The organism is Pseudomonas sp. PB120 (genome assembly GCF_009761815.1).
Taxonomy (GTDB): Bacteria; Pseudomonadota; Gammaproteobacteria; order Pseudomonadales; family Pseudomonadaceae; genus Aquipseudomonas.
In genome coordinates, this window is the sequence record NZ_RWIN01000141.1 from 66,832 (window position 1) to 84,061 (window position 17,230).

The window sequence follows — 17,230 nt, forward strand, 5'->3', positions numbered from 1 at the left end:
ATTGCAATGACAACAATCGATGTGAAATCCCGATTCGAAGCAAAGCTTCTTCGTCCGGCAAAACCTGGTGATGATAAGTCGTGGGCGTTCGTGGTATTGCCAAAAGAGGCGAGTGACCAACTTCCGAGGCGAGGAAGGACGACAGTCGAAGGCACAATCAACGGGCAGCCTTTCCAGGCAACCCTTGAGCCGGATGGCCAGTTGAGCCATTGGCTGCAGGTCAGTAGCGCGTTACTCGACGCCGCAGGCGCGGTTGTTGGGGACATCGTCACACTGGAACTGGCCCCTGTGAAGAAAGAACCCGAGCCCGACGTCCCGGCAGATTTCCAGGAGGCACTGGCGGCCGCTCCTGAGGCCCGTACCGTCTGGATCGATACGACGACCCTCGCACGGGTGGACTGGATTCACTGGATCACTTCAGCCAAGCAACTCAAGACCCGCGCCAAACGAATCGCTGATGCCTGCGATATGCTCGCCTCCGGCAAGAAGCACGTTTGCTGTTTCGACCCGTCTGGCTACTACAGCAAGGCATTCCGTGCGCCAGAGGCAGGAAGTCTATAAGTGGAACATAACGTTGTTTCAGGCCCAGGCAAGAGTCTTACAGGCGACAATCGGCCAGAAGCGGACGTTCAATCCGAGGCTACTCAGATTGCTTTCGACGTACAGATAAGGATAACTGGAGCCTTGTCCTGTCTGGAGGTAACTGGCGATGGTTGATCTCGCAACTGTCTTGACGTACGTAGCGGTAGTTATCGGTCTTTTTTTGATCCCGGGCCCCGCCGTGTTGCTGGTCATCACGAGAACCCTTCAAGGGGGTCGTAAAGTCGGTATTACCACAGGGTTAGGCATTGCGACCGGTGACCTGATTCACACGTTGAGCGCAGCACTAGGTTTATCGGCAATTCTGATGACTTCAGCGCTCGCGTTTGACGTCGTAAAGACGGTAGGCGCCTGTTATCTGATCTATCTGGGCGTTCGGGCATTTTTTGCTGAATCAAGCAGCGGCACCCGAATCCCATTGGCCGACGTGACATTGCGGCAGGCTTTTGTTCAAGCCGTCGGCGCAGAAGTACTGAACCCGAAAACCGCCTTATTTTTCCTGGCATTTTTGCCCCAGTTCATTCACCCGGAGTCTGGCTCTTCCTTGAGTCAGTTCGTGGTGCTCGGCTTGATATTTTCGGGACTGAGTGCGGTCTATACCAGCATCCTGTCCATCACCATTCGTCCGTTGAGCGGTTGGCTCAAGGGCCTTTCAGGATTGCGACGCTGGGAAGGAAAAATAATAGGAACGTTGTTTGTAACGCTCGGGGTCAAGGTGGCTTTTCAGCAACGATAGGACTGATTTGAGGGTTAGCGGTATCTGGTCAATATCTACCTTTGCCGATTGGCAGTCATGGGCCGGCAGCTGCCCGTCACGATAAACAGCAACCAACAGCGGACGCTCGACACAAGGTCTGCTTACGACATACAACCACCGGCGACAGAAGTTTGCCCCGCTAAAACTACTTCAAGCGCCCCGCCCCTCCCAGCCAACCTGACGCACCTTTCTGCAACCACTCCGTGGCTGCGGAATTGTGTTTGACGCGGCTGTCAAGAAACGCCACACCCACTGCCTGAATCGCAGCCACTTGCTTGGAATCCGGGGCAGGCTCGCCCATCGGGCCATGGGAGCCGCCGCCATTTTTTGCGCCGTGCTTGTGCCCTCTGCCTTTGGAAGCACCGCCGGACGCATCACCGCCCTTGTCGCCCTTTTTCCCCGGACGGTTGAACAATTCGGTACCGGACAACGTCTTGTGCGTCGCATTGTCCAGCTCCAGCTGAACGCTGCCGGCCACCGTCACCGACTCGCCCAACAGTTGCCGCTGGCGGTAAGAACTGACCCAGTTGAACGGATCCTCATCCTCCTGACCAGTCACCGACAGCACGGGCGCCGACATCTGGGTGAACATTTCTCGCCGGGCGCCAGCGTCCACATAAGGGCTGAGCAGCAACACGGCTTTGGGCTGAATCGCGACGCCCGACGTAACGCCAGATTCCAGCGCCCCACCCAACACTTCAGCGGTCTGTGCCCCGAGATCAAAGCCGGCCACCGCGATCTGGTTCCAGTCGATGGCAGCCAGTTGCGCGTCTCCTTTGGCGGCACGTGCCCGAACTTCGGTCAGGACTTTCTGCAAGGTAGACAACCTGTCGCGCAAGGCGGCAGCGCTGTAGTTATTGCTGGCCACTCCCCGGAAGTCGCCATCCAGCGCCTGCCTCGACGAAAAAATCGACTGGTCGTAAGCGTGCCCTTGTACCGACAGCACCGCATAACCGGCGTGCGCCCAAGCGTTGCGCCACTCCGCGCCGCCCGAGGCCGACTCACCCAGCCCCGGCAAGTAAATAATTAACGGCAAGCGCGCAGGGGTAGACGGCGCCAACCACGCCACATTCACCGATTGCTGATCGAGTTGCCAAATAGCGTCCCAGCCAGCCGTTTCCTTGTGAGCCGGTTGATAGGCGGTGGCCAGATGATCATTGACCCGTTCGCTAAATTTGATCCGCGGGTTTGGCGGATCGCCCGCACAACCCGCGATCAATCCCAGACTGCCCACCAAGGCGCCCACCGCTAGCCAGTACCGAGGTTGAAGGTTCATTCGATTCACACATTTGTCCAGATCAAGATGGCTGGCAGCGTAACTGCACCGCGGGGAAATGAGGCGTGAGGACAGGTAAAGAATGGGTAAAGGCGTATTGCTGTCGGTCAGGCGACTTCTCGTCCCACTCGCGCGCCCCTTGTTCGAGTACTTCAGCCTTCTTGCGCGCCTCAGCGACATAGTGGGCCGAATCCAGCAGGGGGCAGTATGAGTTGCGCTTGATTGTTTGGACACACATGACTGGCAGCGTTGCGTTGCTGCCCCATCACAGCCGATTGTTGCCAGTCCCGATCAGCATCATCAAATTTTTCGGCGATGGATCGGGGGTACTTGTAGCCCAAACCAACGAAAAGCCAGTGCGCACCCTTTCATTAAACATCGCCAGAAAGTGCTTGTTTAAGCGGCACGAAAAACACCTCCTTAAGGCTACAAAACCTTGCGCCGTTGCCTACGTGTACGCCAGAATCCGCCGGCTTGTGCGCCTTAGAGCCTGCCGGTAACTTGATCCATGCCACTGCCCATCAGTGGTCGGGTTTAGTCGCCTGTGTTAACTCAGTTGTGCGTGCATCTGTCCTGCAGGTCTTTCATTGCCTGTCTTGATGGTGGCTGTACGTAGGGCACCTTCGGGTGCGCCGGATTGCTGAGTTTCCCGGTCGACTAACCTGCGTGCAGCTGCCTCCCCTTTCGTTTAGTCGCAAGAGGGGTGGCACCCAACTGGAAACTCAGCATATGTTCAAAGTAACGCCGAACCCACCAGACACCGACCCAGTCTCCCCTTACGCCCCCGACTCAACCCAACTCAACGAAGCCGCCGAACGCGCCCTCGACTACCACTTCCCCTCAACCGCCGACATCAAAGCAAAACCCCGCACCCCCAGCACCCTGTTCACCGTAGACCCGGCAGTGACAACCCAAACCCTGATGGTTTACCTGGTCGAAACCCTCGCCTCCGTCGACGTCATGGTCCATCACTTGGTAGACCTCTTGGACGGCGGATCACGCAACGCCCTGCTGGGCATTTCCAACAGCATCATGCTCGCGGAGATCACGGCTAACCGGGTGCTGGATCAGATCGATCCGCCTCAGTAACGCTGATTCGTTTTGGCGGGAGGGGCTTGTCGGTGTGGGCCGTTGTGAGACGGCCGCATCGGTGGGACAGCTGCGCAGTCCAGCGGGAGCAAGCTCCCTCGCCACGGTTGTTCGTCGCTGTCTGTCTGTCTGTCTGTTGCGGGCTGGCGTTAATCTCGGGAAAGGGGACACCCATTTGGGTAGCTACCTGCGTCCCTGTATTTCGCAGGACGCGGTTCAGCCTATTGCGATTCGCCGCCAGCGGTAGTCGTCGTGGTTTTCAAGTATTGATCCAGTGGTATCAGCAGGTTTTCGGCCTGGCCTAGCTCATCCGAAAGTGTCTGGGCCGTTGTGATCATGTTGGTGGTTAAACCCCTGGTCGCTGCAATGTTACTTTTGGCTTTGTTTGTGGGCGAGTTATCCATGGTTGCCGACTGCATAAGCAGAGCCAGGCCGAGATTTTTGTCTACCTTCACGCCATCGCCGCGCATATAGAGCATGCCCAGATTACCGACGGCGAGCGCATCGCCTTGCGCTGCGGCCTTGCGATACCACTGATTGGCCTGCGCAAAGTCCACGGCAGTGCCACGACCGTTTTCATACAGCACACCGAGATTGTATTGCGCGTTGGAGTTGCCTTGCTGCGCAGATTTTTCATACCAACTCATTGCTTGTTTCTCGTCCTTGGCGACCCCGATACCCTGCTCGTACATTAGAGCCACGTTGAACTGGCCATCGGCGTTGCCTGTGTCCGCAACAGTGCTGAATTCCTTGAATGCCAGCGACAAGTCACCGGCTTGATAGGCCGTAACGCCTTCCTCTAAACCGGCTTGCGCCGGTCCGCTCAGGAAGCTGAAGATCATCACGAGCGCTAGGGCGGTGGTGGGGTGAAGTATTCGATTCATCGCCATCATGTGAAAGTCTCTGGTTCGTTGGTGAAAGACCGCTGATCTATGTTTAGCACTTCTAAAGTCTCAAACCTTCCTGCCCCCTGAATGTTTACGAAGATAAATATTCAGGATCACAACTTTCCGAAACCCTGCTTAGCTTGATCGTGATATCGCCAAGGAGGGTTCCCATGACCAGAATGTTCGCCGCTTTACTCGTGATCACTTTAGGTACGAATGCATGCCTTGCCAGCGAAGGTGATGACCAGGCCAACTCGTTCGCCAAAATTTACGTATCGCTTTGCATGAAGAACCTTCCAGATCTGGAAGCACTCCGAGAAAAGCTGAGGCCAATCCCAAGTCTTCCTCCCGAAAAGGCGGCGCTGTTCCTGGCAGGCAGTCCTGGCGACGCCTGGTCTGTTCCAGACAAGTACGGAACCTTTGTGCTCGCGCTGCCCAGCGGCAAGAATTTTTGCGCCGTGCATGTCCGCAGGGCCAGTACTGAAACCGCGATAAAACTGTTCACTGCCATGGTCGCAAACCCACCCTCCCCGTTTATCTCGACACTGGTAAAAAACGAGCAAACGCAATCGCCCGCCAATGGGCAAATTCAAACGCTGTCCTACGAGTGGTCAGCGCCCAGCACCCCGCGAAAAATGTTGTTTACCCTCACAACCGCCGCCGCTGAAACCGCACAACTTCAAGTGTTTGGCTCAGCAGCACTCATCAGTCAATAGCATCAAGCCATGCATTCAATGGGTTGTAAGTTGTCATCAAATGAAAAGTGTATGTCGCCAAATGAAAAGTCACCTTCTAAACAATCGCGTAGAAAAAACGCTGGCAGTGCGCACTGACCTTGTCTCCTTCAACCACCCTACTCCCGTAGAAATGTGCAAATTGTTCAATGGTTACCGGTAATGCAGTAGTTGCGTATCTGCGTTCTGAATGCTGCTCGCTCCACATCTCCACTTTCCAGCGATTGGCACTACTGGGCGGAAGCCAATTGCACAACCACATAAGAAGAATCCAATGATGATCAGGAATATTAGTATCGCTTGGCGTGCGTCCATCGGTTTCAGCCTGGTTGTAGTGCTCACCGCAGGATTGGGGATATTTACGCTGTCCAAGCTGGACGCCATGCGTGAAAGCACCCGGCAAATCAGTGACGATTGGTTACCCGGAGTGATGACCTTGAGCCAAGGCGCGCAAAACGTTCAACGTATCCGCGCCTTGACCCTGCGCGTCATGATCAGCCGCGATCCGCAGACCCTTGAGCAGAACTACAACAAAATTGAGCTGCTCAGGGCCGAATCCCGAAAACAAATGGAGCAGTACGAAAAAACCATTCTCGCCGATGAAGACAGGGCCATGTTCGAGCGCTTCAAGACCGCTGCAGTGGCCTACATGGCGCTTCAGGCTAAAGTGATAGACCTGTCACGCAAGGATCAACTCGACGAAGCCCGAAATATTATCAATGGTGAGATGAACCCGCGCGCGGATGCTTTGAGCAAGGCGCTCGCCGACCTGATCGAGTTCAATAACCATGGCGCCCTGGGTGCGGCCTCCAGCAGTGTCGACGTCTTCAACAGTGCACGCAGCGGTATTATCGAGGTGCTGTTGGTCGTCGCGTTGGCTTCCTGCGTCGTCGCTGTCGGCCTGATCCGCAGCATCGTCCTGCCGTTGCGGCAATCGGTCCAGCTGGCCGAGACCGTGGCCACCGGCAATCTCACCACCCGCATCGCCGTTGTCGGCACTGATGAACCCGCGCGGTTGATGGGTGCGTTGGCAACCATGCAAAGCAATCTGCGTGACACCATCATGGCGATCTCCGAGTCCTCCAATCAACTGGCGTCGGCTGCCGAAGAGTTGAGCGCCGTGACCGAAGATGCCAGTCGTGGGCTTCATCAACAAAACGGCGAGATCGAGCAGGCGGCCACGGCGATCAACGAGATGACCAGTGCCGCGGAAGATGTTGCCCGCAACGCCAGCTCGACAGCCGATGCCACACGGGCGTCGGATCAGACCGCGCAGCTCGGGCGGCAGCAGGTGTTGCGCACCGTTGACGCGATCGGCGAACTGGCCAGCGGCGTCACGGCAACGGCGGGGGAAGTGGAAAACCTGGCAGGCCGGGTCCGGGACATCAGCCTGGTGGTCGATGTCATTCGCACGGTGGCCGAGCAAACCAATCTGCTGGCACTTAACGCAGCCATCGAAGCGGCCAGGGCCGGTGAGGCGGGTCGTGGTTTTGCCGTGGTCGCCGATGAAGTGCGCAGCCTGGCGCATCGCACCCAGCGCTCGACCCAGGAAATCGAGCAGTTGGTCATGGCCATCGAACAAGGGACAGTGCAAGCGGTCAACGCGATGCAAGGCAGCAACACCCGCGCGCACGACACGCTTGAAGTGGCCCAGGCAGCGGGTCAAGCCCTTGATCAGATTGCCAACTCATTCACACAGATCAATGAGCGCAACCTGGTGATCGCCAGCGCGGCCGAGCAGCAAGCGCAAGTCGCCCGGGAAGTGGATGGCAACCTCGCCAATATCCGCGAGCTGGCGACGCAGACCGCCGCCGGCGCGACCCAGACCAGCGCGGCAAGCCAGGAACTTTCGCGGCTTGCCGTTTCACTCAACGGCCTGGTCTCGAGGTTCGTGGTTTAACCCGAGTGTCGGAAAAGGGGACAAGATCTAAAAATAAATCTGTTCCCCTTTTTGAAAATAAATCCATTGTAGGAGCGAGCTTGCTCGCGAAGGTCGTTAACGAAACCGCGTATTGGCTGATTAAACGCAGCGTACTTGAGTCCATCGCGAGCAAGCTCGCTCCTACAGAATCCTTGCGTGTTGCCGGGTAACCTATTGTGAGCCACCCACCTGCGCAGCAAGCACCACATCAAAAAACGAAGAAATCAGCCGACTGGAACGACGCTCCGCCAGGCAATACAGATAGGTTTCCGTGTACAGCGGATCGCCTTCGATCCGGATGGTTCGGATACGCGGATCGGCGATGAACTCCGCCTCGGACACAACGCCCAGACCAAGCCCCCGCACGACCGCTTCACGCATGGCTTCACGGCTGCCGATTTCCATGGCGATGCGCGGGACAATTTCCGCCGCGATCATGGCCTGTTCCAGCACCAGCCGCGTGGTAGAACCCGGCTCTCGTTGCAGCAACCGCTGCCCTTCCAGTTCCTCCAGCCTCACCGAACCCCGCCCCGCAAAAGGATGTTCGTGGTGGGCAAACAGGATGATGGCGTGACGGGCGTAATGCAGGGCGCAGAGCCCGGGATCTTCATGCCGCCCGGCCAGTACCGCGATGTCCGTGACGTAACCTTCAAGGTCAGCCAGGACCTGCGCCGAGTTGCCAACCCGTATCGACACGTCGATGCGCGGGTGGTGTTGAAGGTAGTTGTCGACCATTTCGATCACATGAAAGGGCCCCACCGCGCCCAGCTTGAGCTGGCCGCTGTCGAGCCGGCCGGAGTCGCGCAGCAGGTTGTGTGCGTCCAGATCCAGTGCCGCCATCGCCTGCGCAATCGGCAGCAGTTGCCGGCCGACATCGGACAGCTCGATGCGCCGTCCGCGCCGGTGAAACAGCTCAAGGTTGTACTCGCGCTCCATGCCCTGCACCTGGGTGGTCAGCGTCGGTTGGCTGAGCCCCAGCGCCCGAGCCCCGGCACTGAAACTTCCGTGGCGAGCCACCGCGAGAAAGGCGCGCATCTTGGCGGTCGACATCCATAGACTCCATCAATAGTTAGCTGCGAAAACCCATATTGAATTGATCGTATGACTGTCACGTGACATTTCTAGCCTTGAGGTCACTCCAAACAACCTCCTGGAATGCCATGAACAACGTCTCCAGATTTTTGCGTGTCGCCGTCCTTGCCTGCCTCTCGATCAGCGCCGCCTGCCAGGCAGCCGCGAGCGACAAACTGCGAATTGGCCTGATTCCATCGGAAGATTCCCAGGCCATGATCGAGTCGAGCAAACAAGTGCTGAGCAGTCTCGAAACCGGACTGGGCATGCCCGTCGAACCCTTTGTCGCCACCGACTACAACGGCATCATCGAAGCCCTGCGCGCCGGCAAGCTGGACGTGGCCTACCTCGGGCCTTTCTCCTATGTGCTGGCCACGTCGGTGGCGGATGTCGAAGCCTTCGCGGTCGCGGTCACCAAAAAAACCGGTCAGAGCGCCTACAAGAGCCTGATCCTCACGCGCAAGGACAGCGGCATTCATCAACTGTCCGACCTCAAGGGCCACACCTTCGCGTTTGTCGACCCGAGTTCCGCTTCGGGTCACCTGTTCCCCAAGGCCGGGCTGGAGCAGGCGGGGTTTGATCCGCAAAAACTGTTCTCGCGCGTGATTTTCTCCGGCTCTCACGATGCAAGCATCCTCGCCGTGGCGAACCAGAAAGTGGACGCGGCCGCCGTCGCTGACCGCATTCTGGCCAACGCGGTGGCCCGGGGCCTGGTGAAGCAGGATGACTTCGAAGTGGTGTGGAGTTCGCGTCCGATCCCGGAATCGCCGATGGTCTGGCGCAAAAACCTCGACCCGGCCCTCAAGCAAAAAGTCGCGGCGGCCCTGGCGTCGATCAAGGACGTGCCTTGGGGTGATCAAGGTCAGCTGGACGGCTTCCAGCCCACGACCGATGCCGCTTACGACGTCGTACGCGAAACCGCCAAGGTGCTCGATCTGGACCTGCGGAGGCTGAAATGATCAGCATCCGCCAGCTGACCAAGCAGTACGGAAGCAACCCGGTGTTACGCGGCATTGATCTGGACGTGGCGGCGGGTGAATTTGTGGTGGTGCTGGGTCAGTCCGGCGCCGGAAAGTCCACTTTGCTGCGCTGCATCAATCGACTGGTCGAGGCCGACTCGGGCACGCTCACCGTGGCCGGCATCGATGCAATGGCCTGCCGCGACACCAGCGTATTGCGGCGTCAGGCGGCGATGATCTTCCAGCACCACAACGTCGTGCCACGGCTGAGCGTGTTGAAGAATGTGCTCACTGGGTGCCTGGGCGCTGTTTCAACGTTGACCTCGATCCTGCAGCTGTTTCGTCGCGAGCACGTGGCGTTGGCGATGCAATGCCTGGAGCGCGTAGAGCTTGCGCATAAATCGGGCGAACGGACCGATGCACTGTCCGGTGGGCAGATGCAACGCGTGGGCATCGCTCGCGCCCTGGCGCAGCGGCCACAAGTCATCCTCGCCGACGAGCCGGTGGCCAGCCTGGACCCCAAGACGGCGCGCCTGGTGTTGCAATACCTGCGCGATGCTACGCGAGAGCTGGGCATCACCGTGTTGTGCAACCTGCATCAGGTCGATTACGCCCGCGAGTTCGGCGACCGCATTGTCGGCCTGGCCCACGGAAAACTGGTGTACGACGGTGACGCTTCAAGCCTGACCGACGCCGATTTGCAGCGCATTTATCCGGACCAGGCAACGGAACCGGAGGGTGCGCCAGCGAACCCGGCCAAGCCGATGGTCCACGCCGCGCCAATGAGGGTTCCAGCATGAAAGCACGCAATTATCTCTGGACCGTGGACCTGCCAAGCGGCACCCGTGGCTGGCTGTCCAAGGGCGCGATGGTGCTGGCGGTGATCCTGACACTGCAATGGAGCGCCACGGGCGCACAGCTGAGCGTGGGTGAACTGGCCGCCGGGTTGCCGCAAATCGGCGACTTTCTGTCTCGCACGGTCCCACCCGACTTGAGCATTCTCCCGCGATTGCTGGCGCCCGCCGTCGAGACGCTGCAAATCGCGATCTGGGGAACACTGCTCGGGGTGTTGATGGCCATTCCGCTGTCCTTTCTCGCGGCGCGCAACCTGAGCAAAAACCGCTGGGTTTTCCACGCCACGCGCCAGTTCCTGAATTTCACCCGCAGCATTAACGAATTGATCCTGGCGTTGATTTTTGTTTCGGCGGTGGGCTTGGGGCCCTTCCCCGGCGTGCTGGCGCTGGCCCTGCATGGCCTGGGCATGCTCGGTAAGTTCTTTGCCGAAAGCATTGAAGAGATTGATCAAGGCCCGATCGAGGCGCTAAGGGCCACGGGTGCCCGGCCGTTGCAGGTCATCGTGTTTGGCGTGCTGCCGCAAGTGATCACCGCGTGGATTGCAGTGGTGCTGTACCGCTTCGAAGTCAACCTGCGCTCGGCCACGGTGCTTGGCATGGTCGGGGCCGGGGGTCTTGGGTTTGAGCTGGTGAGCAGCCTCAAGCTCTTCAAATACCAAGAGACCGCCACGTGCATCATCGTCATCACGCTCATGGTGATCGTGGCCGATGCGGTGTCCGGCAGGTTGCGCAATGCCATCCAGCGCGGCGCTCACGAGTAAAAATTTCTCAGCAAAAAACTGTCTTCGAATCAGGTATCGGTTCAGCCGATTGAAGCCTGCGAATTATCGATTTGAGCTGTTGTTGAAGGCCCCGGAGTATGGGGCCACTTCCAACAACAAAAACCAAGGACCCGCCATGACTGCCAAATTTCACAATCCAGTTGATACCCGTTTCGGCTGGGGCAGCCTGCTTGAGCTTGCCGACATCACCGAACACCAGACCGTCGCTCTGGTCACGTTCCCTGAGGCGCGTGGGTTGGGACTGGTCGATCGCATTCAAGCGCTGCTGGGCGATCGGCTGATCTACGTGATCGAGGATGTACAACCCAATCCTGACGTGGCCCACCTGCGTGAGACCTACGAACGTTTTTGGCAGCAGGCCGGCGAATGCCACTCGGTCATCGCGGTCGGCGGAGGCAGCGCCATCGATACCGCCAAGGCGTTGATCGTGGGCACGGAATCCGGGCGATTTGATGAATTGCTGACGTTGCTGGCCACCGGCAAGCCGTTCACCCCAGCGCGCAGCAAGCGACTGATCGCCGCGCCCACCACGGCGGGCACGGGCAGTGAAGTCACGCCTTGGGCGACGATCTGGGATTCGGCCAGCCACAAGAAATATTCCCTGCACCTGGAATGCACCTGGCCGCAAGTCGCGATTATCGACCCGGAGTTGATGCTCACGGTGCCGGGCAGTGTCACGGTCTCGACGGGCCTGGACGCGCTGTCCCATGCACTGGAAGCGGTCTGGAACATCAACGCCAACCCGGTCTCGGACACCTTGGCCATCTCCGCCATTGCCGACATCCTGGAATGCCTGCCGCTGCTGCGTCGTGACCTGTCCAGCAAGGAACTGCGTTCGCGCATGGCCTTGGCCGCGCTCAAGGCCGGGTTGGCGTTCTCCAACACCAAGACCGCCCTCGCCCATTCCATCTCCTATGAAATGACCCTGCGCTACGGCCTGCCGCACGGTATCGCCTGCTCCTTCACCTTGCCGCTGGTATTGGGTCTGGCTTGGGGTCACGACGAGGCGCGAGACAAAACCCTTCAGCGAATATTCGGCAACGACCTGGACAAGGCCCAGGTGCAACTGCGTGATTTCCTGCACAGCCTGGACGTGAAAACCGAGTTTTCCGACTACGGTGTAACGGCTGCACAAGCCGAGCAAATGATCAATTTCGCGATGCAGGGCGCCAGGGGCAAAAACTTTATCGGTTCCCAAGCCGCCTAGAGCCCGTCCACCCCAACCACGCACTGTCAGCGGCATGACGAGCCGCGACGATTTCCTGCTGCACCCATAAAAGCGTGCACCCGCCGACACCCCTCGACGGGACCGGACAATAATAGGAAAAGATCATGAATCGTGCCCAAACAATGCCTGCTCTGGCCGTACCCACCGCGTCGTTTCGAGTCGCTCAATGGCGCATGCTGCTGGCGGCGATGTTCTGTTACCTGTTTTTCTACACCGGCCGGCAGACTTTCGGTTTTGCCATCCCTGGAATCCAGGCCGAGTTCGGTTTTACCAAGGAGCACCTGGGGTGGGCATCGGCCGCCATGCTCTGGGCCTATGCCATCGGCCAGGCCATCAACGGTAACCTCGCCGACAAGTTTGGTGGCCGCCGCATCATGACCGCCGGGGCCGTGTTGTCCTGTGCCGCCAACTGGGTGACCAGCTTCGCCGGCAACTTTGCCGCGCTGATTCTGCCGTGGGGCATCAACGGTTATTTCCAGGCCTTGGGCTGGGCGCCGGGCAGTCGGCTGATCTCCAACTGGTGGAGTGCCGGCGAACGCGGCAAGGTGTACGGCTTATACGTGTTTGCCGCCGGTTGCGCGTCGGTCCTGTCGTACGTGACTTCGATTGTGGTGCTTGAGGTGATGCACCTGGAATGGCGCTGGATCTTCCGGTTGCCCGTGTTGCTGATGCTGTCGGGCGGCATCATCTTCTATCTGGTGGCGCGCGAACGTCCGCAGGACCTGGGCTTCGAGCCACTGGCAGACACCGGGGTCGCCAACGCGGAAGACAAAAATCACGAAGTGGCCCATGGCGAAGTCGAAACCTCAGTGCAACGCTACAAAGCTGTCCTGAAGAACTTTCGGCTGATCATTGCCGCCGTGTCCCTGGGGTTCCAGAACGCCGCTCGCTACGGCCTGATCGTCTGGGTGCCCGTGCACTTTCTGGGTGCCAACTGGAAGAGCGGCGACAGCATGATCGATCCTAAGTGGATCACCGTTGCCCTGCCGGTGGGCATGGCCATCGGAGCGCTCAGTAATGGCTGGATATCGGACAAACTGTTCGGCTCCAAACGCTACCTGGCGATCATGCTCTACATGGTGCTCGGTGCAGCCACCAGCCTGTGGATGTGGACCCTTGCACCTCACAGCGCTACCGGTCTTGTCGCGTTGTTCCTCTGCGGTTTCTTCGTGTACGGACCGGCGTCGAGTTTCTGGGCGCTGTGCCCGGACCTGGTCGGCGCCAAGCGCGCGGGCACGGCCACCGGTGTGATGAACTTCTCGTCCTATCTGTTTGCCGGCCTGGCGGAACCGCTGATCGGCAGTATGCTCGACAGCACCGGCAACACGTCGCTGATCTTCATCGTGGTCACCTCAGCCTGCCTGTGCAGTGCGGTGGTCGCGCTGTTCATCAGGCGTTAAGCGCACGGCTCAGGAACAGGACCTTTTATGTACCAGTACCACAAGTGGCTGCGTTCTTTTCATGCAGTCGCCAAGACCGGCAGTTTCACCCTCGCCGCCGAGTACCTGAGCGTCGGCCAACCCACGGTCAGCGAACAGGTCAACGCGCTGGAAAAGAAGTTTTCCGTGGAACTGTTCCACCGTCGCGGCCGCTTTATCGAAATGAGCTCGGCGGGCCACAAGCTCTATGCGATCACCCAGGGCCTGTTCGGCCAGGAGGATGAAGCCGTGCAACTGCTGCAAAGCTTCAAGCAACGTAAAACCGGCATGTTGCGCCTGGGCGCGGTCTCCCCGCCCATCGCGATGAACCTGACGTACGAGTTGATGCAACAGCACCCGGACATCGAACTGGAGACCTCGTTTTCTCCGGAAAAAGAGACCCTGGACCGGCTCTTCAACTTCGACATTGATGTGGCGATTCTGGCGTTGTCGGAATTCGACCAGCGTTTTGATACGCGGCTGTACCGGCGCTATCCGATCATTGCCGTCGTGCGTGACGACCACCCCTGGGCCAGCCAGCAACAGGTGCACGTCGAGCAGATCAGCCATGAACGGTGCGTGCTTCGGGAAAAAAGCTCACGCACTCGCCAGTTGGTGGAGGAAAGCTGCAAGCGCCTCGACGTCTCGCTGAACTGTGTCATGCAACTCAACAGCCGCGAAGCCATTGTCCACGCCATCGCCAAGGGCATCGGCATTGGTTTCGTGTCGGCGGTCGAGTACACGCATACACCAGGCACCAAGCCGATCACCTTTGTTAATCACCCGTTTTCGATCGACTACCACCTGTGTTGCCTCGGCATCCGCCGGAACCGGCCGATGATCGCGGAGTTGTTCGACGCGAGCCCGACGCCCGCCATTTGATTGTGTAACGCACTTGAACCCTCGACAGGCCTACTTCTCATGAGTGAGAGGGACGGCCTTCCCCTACCCAAACGTGGAGATTCACCATGCATTATCAACAACCTGCTCAACTGCAAGCCGTGGTTCTGGACTGGGCCGGCACCGTGGTTGATTTCGGCTCCTTCGCCCCTACGCAAATTTTCGTCGAGGCCTTTGCCGAGTTCGGCGTGGCCGTGTCATTGGAGGAAGCGCGAGGCCCGATGGGCATGGGCAAGTGGGACCACATCCGCACATTGTGCAACCAGCCACAGATCGCCGAGCGCTACCGCGCGGTGTTTGATCGCTTGCCGACCGATGAGGACGTCACCGCGCTCTACGAGCGCTTCATGCCGCTGCAAATCGAGAAAATCGCTCTGCACTCGGCGTTGATTCCCGGTGCGCTGGACGCTATCGACGCCTTGCGCGACAAAGGCCTGAAAATCGGCTCCTGCTCCGGTTACCCGGACGTCGTCATGGCGAAAGTGGTGGAACTGGCGCGCCACAACGGCTATGTCGCCGACCACGTGGTCGCCACCGACGAAGTGCCCAATGGTCGCCCCTACCCGGCCCAGGCCCTGGCCAACGTGATTGCGCTGGGCATCAGCGACGTCGCCGCTTGCGTGAAGGTCGATGACACCTGGCCGGGCATTCTCGAAGGGCGCAGCGCTGGTATGTGGACCGTCGCGCTGACCTGCTCCGGCAACGCCCTGGGCTTGACCTACGATCAGTACAAGGCCCTGCCCGGCGACCAACTGGCAGCAGAACGCGCGCGCATCATCAAGATGTTCGACGGCTCGCGCCCGCACTACTTGATCGACACCATCGTCGATTTGCCGGCCGTCATCGAAGACATCAATGCCCGCCTGGCGCGAGGTGAAACCCCTCAGGGTTCCTGACTTCTGACATCGGCTGAAAGGACTGTGGCCGTCTCCCGGACGGCCACAACCTGCGAGCTCAAGCGGTTCCCTCACCACCGTTGGTCGCCTACTCACCGACTTTGCAGTCACTTCAACCAGACAATCCGCTCGTCTGGTCTATCGTCGATAAGGTTGCCGATCAGTGCCAAACACTCATGGGACACCTGCGCACCCAAGCCGGCAAACCACTACGCAGATGATGCAGGACAGTACAAAACACCAGTCGCAGCATGCGACCCACCGGCAAAGGAGCAAGTCAGATGACATGCGTACGCAAGTGGCTTCCCAAATTCGCACTCGTGGCGACCTCGCTTCTCACGTTATCAGGGGCCGCACTCGCGGCCGACAAACCCAACATTCTTGTGATTTTCGGCGACGACATCGGTCAGACCAACATCAGTGCCTACGCGGACGGCGTAGTGGGCTATGAAACGCCGAACATTGACCGAATCGCCAAAGAAGGCATGAAGTTCACCGACTATTACGCCGAGAACAGCTGCACGGCCGGACGCTCGACCTTTATCACCGGGCAGTCGCCCCTGCGCACAGGCCTCTCCAAGGTGGGGATGCCAGGTGTGGCGGTCGGTTTGCAGGCCCGGGATGTGACGATTGCCCAGGCGCTCAAGGCCCGCGGGTATGCGACCGGACAATTTGGCAAAAACCACTTGGGGGACAAGGACGAATACCTGCCCACCAACCATGGCTTCGACGAGTTCTTCGGTAACCTCTACCATCTGAACGCCGAAGAGGAACCTGAGCGCCCTTACTGGCCGAAAGATAACGCGGCGTTCGTCAAGGCCGCCTCACCGCGTGGCGTAATCCACAGCTTCGCCGACGGCAAAATCGAAGACACCGGCGCGCTGACCAGCAAACGCATGGAAACCATCGATGACGAGACCACCCAGGCGGCCATCGGCTTCATCGAGAAACAGGCCAAGGCAGACAAACCTTTCTTCGTCTGGATGAACACCACGCGCATGCACGCGTTCACCCATATCCGCGACTCAATGAAAGGCCAAAGCGGCATGGCCGGCAACGATTATGCCGACGGCATGCTGGAACACGACGGCGACGTGGGCAAGCTGCTTAAAAGCATCGACGACCTCAAGCTCGCCGACAACACCATCGTGATCTACACCACCGACAACGGTCCTAACCAATGGTCCTGGCCGGATGCGGCGACTACCCCATTCCGTAACGAGAAAAACTCCAACTGGGAAGGCGCCTACCGGGTTCCGGCGATGATCCGCTGGCCTGGCAAGATCAAGGCGGGTGTAACGTCGACCCAAATGTTCTCCGGGCTGGACTGGTTTCCGACCTTGCTGGCTGCAGCGGGAGACACCGATATCAAGGACCGGCTGCTCAAGGGCGCTGACGTCGGAGGCAAGAACTTCAAGGTCCATCTGGACGGTTACAATCAACTGGACTACTTGACCGGGAAATCCAATCAGAGTGCGCGTACCGAGTTCTACTACTTCAGCGATGACGGTGATCTGGTGGGCATGCGCTACGACAACTGGAAAGTCGTCTTCTGCGAACAACGCGCCCCCGGCGGGTTGAAAGTCTGGAGCGAACCGTTCACCTGCCTGCGCGTGCCGAAGCTGTTCAACTTGCGCATGGACCCGTATGAACGAGCCGACGTCGTGTCTGATCAATACTATGACTGGCTGACGAAGAACGACTACCTGCTGTTTGAAGGCACGCAAAAAGCAGCCGCCTTCTTGCAGACCTTTGTCGACTACCCGCCCAGCCAACGCCCGGCGAGCTTCAGCATCGACCAGATTCGTGAAAACGTAGACAAGCAAATTGCCGAGAAAATGAAACAGTAGAAACCGTG

At 58.9% G+C, this 17,230-nt stretch carries 16 protein-coding genes; 13 read left to right on the forward strand and 3 right to left on the reverse strand.

What is annotated here, in order from left to right; translation table 11 throughout:
* The first annotated feature begins 6 nt into the window (after positions 1–6).
* Positions 7–561, forward strand: a complete 555-nt coding sequence (locus EJA72_RS25540; RefSeq protein WP_157714659.1) for a YdeI/OmpD-associated family protein — start codon at positions 7–9, stop codon at positions 559–561.
* 148 nt (positions 562–709) lie between these two features.
* A complete protein-coding gene (locus tag EJA72_RS25545; protein ID WP_157714660.1) occupies positions 710–1,336 on the forward strand; it encodes a LysE family translocator in 627 nt (208 codons plus the stop codon).
* A gap of 166 nt (positions 1,337–1,502) precedes the next feature.
* Here EJA72_RS25545 and EJA72_RS25550 read toward each other — a convergent pair whose 3' ends face one another.
* Positions 1,503–2,633, reverse strand: coding sequence for an alpha/beta hydrolase (locus EJA72_RS25550; protein WP_157714661.1), 1,131 nt, complete (start codon positions 2,631–2,633; stop codon positions 1,503–1,505).
* A gap of 729 nt (positions 2,634–3,362) precedes the next feature.
* On the opposite strand from EJA72_RS25550, the gene EJA72_RS25555 reads away from it, so the two are divergent.
* Positions 3,363–3,722, forward strand: coding sequence for a DUF6124 family protein (locus EJA72_RS25555; protein ID WP_157714662.1), 360 nt, complete (start codon positions 3,363–3,365; stop codon positions 3,720–3,722).
* 221 nt (positions 3,723–3,943) lie between these two features.
* Here the strand turns inward: EJA72_RS25555 and EJA72_RS25560 are convergent, their stop codons facing one another.
* Complete coding sequence (locus tag EJA72_RS25560) at positions 3,944–4,615, reverse strand: tetratricopeptide repeat protein (protein ID WP_157714663.1); 672 nt, start codon at positions 4,613–4,615, stop codon at positions 3,944–3,946.
* 164 nt (positions 4,616–4,779) lie between these two features.
* On the opposite strand from EJA72_RS25560, the gene EJA72_RS25565 reads away from it, so the two are divergent.
* Positions 4,780–5,325, forward strand: a complete 546-nt coding sequence (locus EJA72_RS25565) for a hypothetical protein (RefSeq protein WP_157714664.1) — start codon at positions 4,780–4,782, stop codon at positions 5,323–5,325.
* Between the two features lie 292 nt (positions 5,326–5,617).
* Complete coding sequence (locus EJA72_RS25570) at positions 5,618–7,243, forward strand: methyl-accepting chemotaxis protein (RefSeq protein WP_157714665.1); 1,626 nt, start codon at positions 5,618–5,620, stop codon at positions 7,241–7,243.
* A gap of 192 nt (positions 7,244–7,435) precedes the next feature.
* On the opposite strand, the gene EJA72_RS25575 is transcribed toward EJA72_RS25570, so the two are convergent.
* A complete protein-coding gene (locus tag EJA72_RS25575) occupies positions 7,436–8,314 on the reverse strand; it encodes a LysR substrate-binding domain-containing protein (RefSeq protein WP_157714666.1) in 879 nt (292 codons plus the stop codon).
* Positions 8,315–8,424: 110 nt separating this feature from the next.
* Between EJA72_RS25575 and phnD the strand changes: the two genes are divergently transcribed.
* The 8 genes from phnD to EJA72_RS25615 all read left to right on the forward strand — a co-directional run bounded on the left by phnD (position 8,425) and on the right by EJA72_RS25615 (position 17,222).
* Complete coding sequence (phnD, locus tag EJA72_RS25580; RefSeq protein ID WP_157714667.1) at positions 8,425–9,294, forward strand: phosphonate ABC transporter substrate-binding protein; 870 nt, start codon at positions 8,425–8,427, stop codon at positions 9,292–9,294.
* Positions 9,291–10,094 (forward strand): phosphonate ABC transporter ATP-binding protein, encoded by an 804-nt coding sequence (gene phnC / locus EJA72_RS25585; RefSeq protein WP_157714668.1) that lies wholly within the window; start codon positions 9,291–9,293, stop codon positions 10,092–10,094. The genes phnD and phnC overlap by 4 nt, the downstream gene beginning before the upstream one ends.
* Positions 10,091–10,909 carry a phosphonate ABC transporter, permease protein PhnE gene (gene phnE, locus EJA72_RS25590; protein ID WP_157714669.1) on the forward strand — a complete coding sequence of 273 codons (819 nt, stop codon included), beginning with the start codon at positions 10,091–10,093 and terminating at the stop codon, positions 10,907–10,909. Before phnC ends, phnE begins: the two co-directional genes overlap by 4 nt.
* Positions 10,910–11,045: 136 nt before the next feature.
* Positions 11,046–12,137: an iron-containing alcohol dehydrogenase PsrA gene (gene psrA / locus EJA72_RS25595; protein ID WP_157714670.1), complete on the forward strand. Its 1,092-nt coding sequence runs from the start codon at positions 11,046–11,048 to the stop codon at positions 12,135–12,137.
* A 125-nt stretch (positions 12,138–12,262) separates the two neighbouring features.
* Positions 12,263–13,558, forward strand: coding sequence for an MFS transporter (locus EJA72_RS25600; RefSeq protein WP_157714671.1), 1,296 nt, complete (start codon positions 12,263–12,265; stop codon positions 13,556–13,558).
* 27 nt (positions 13,559–13,585) lie between these two features.
* Complete coding sequence (locus EJA72_RS25605; RefSeq protein ID WP_157714672.1) at positions 13,586–14,458, forward strand: LysR substrate-binding domain-containing protein; 873 nt, start codon at positions 13,586–13,588, stop codon at positions 14,456–14,458.
* 86 nt (positions 14,459–14,544) lie between these two features.
* Positions 14,545–15,372 (forward strand): phosphonoacetaldehyde hydrolase, encoded by an 828-nt coding sequence (gene phnX, locus EJA72_RS25610; protein WP_157714673.1) that lies wholly within the window; start codon positions 14,545–14,547, stop codon positions 15,370–15,372.
* A 281-nt stretch (positions 15,373–15,653) separates the two neighbouring features.
* Positions 15,654–17,222, forward strand: coding sequence for an arylsulfatase (locus EJA72_RS25615; protein WP_157714674.1), 1,569 nt, complete (start codon positions 15,654–15,656; stop codon positions 17,220–17,222).
* Positions 17,223–17,230: the final 8 nt, after the last annotated feature.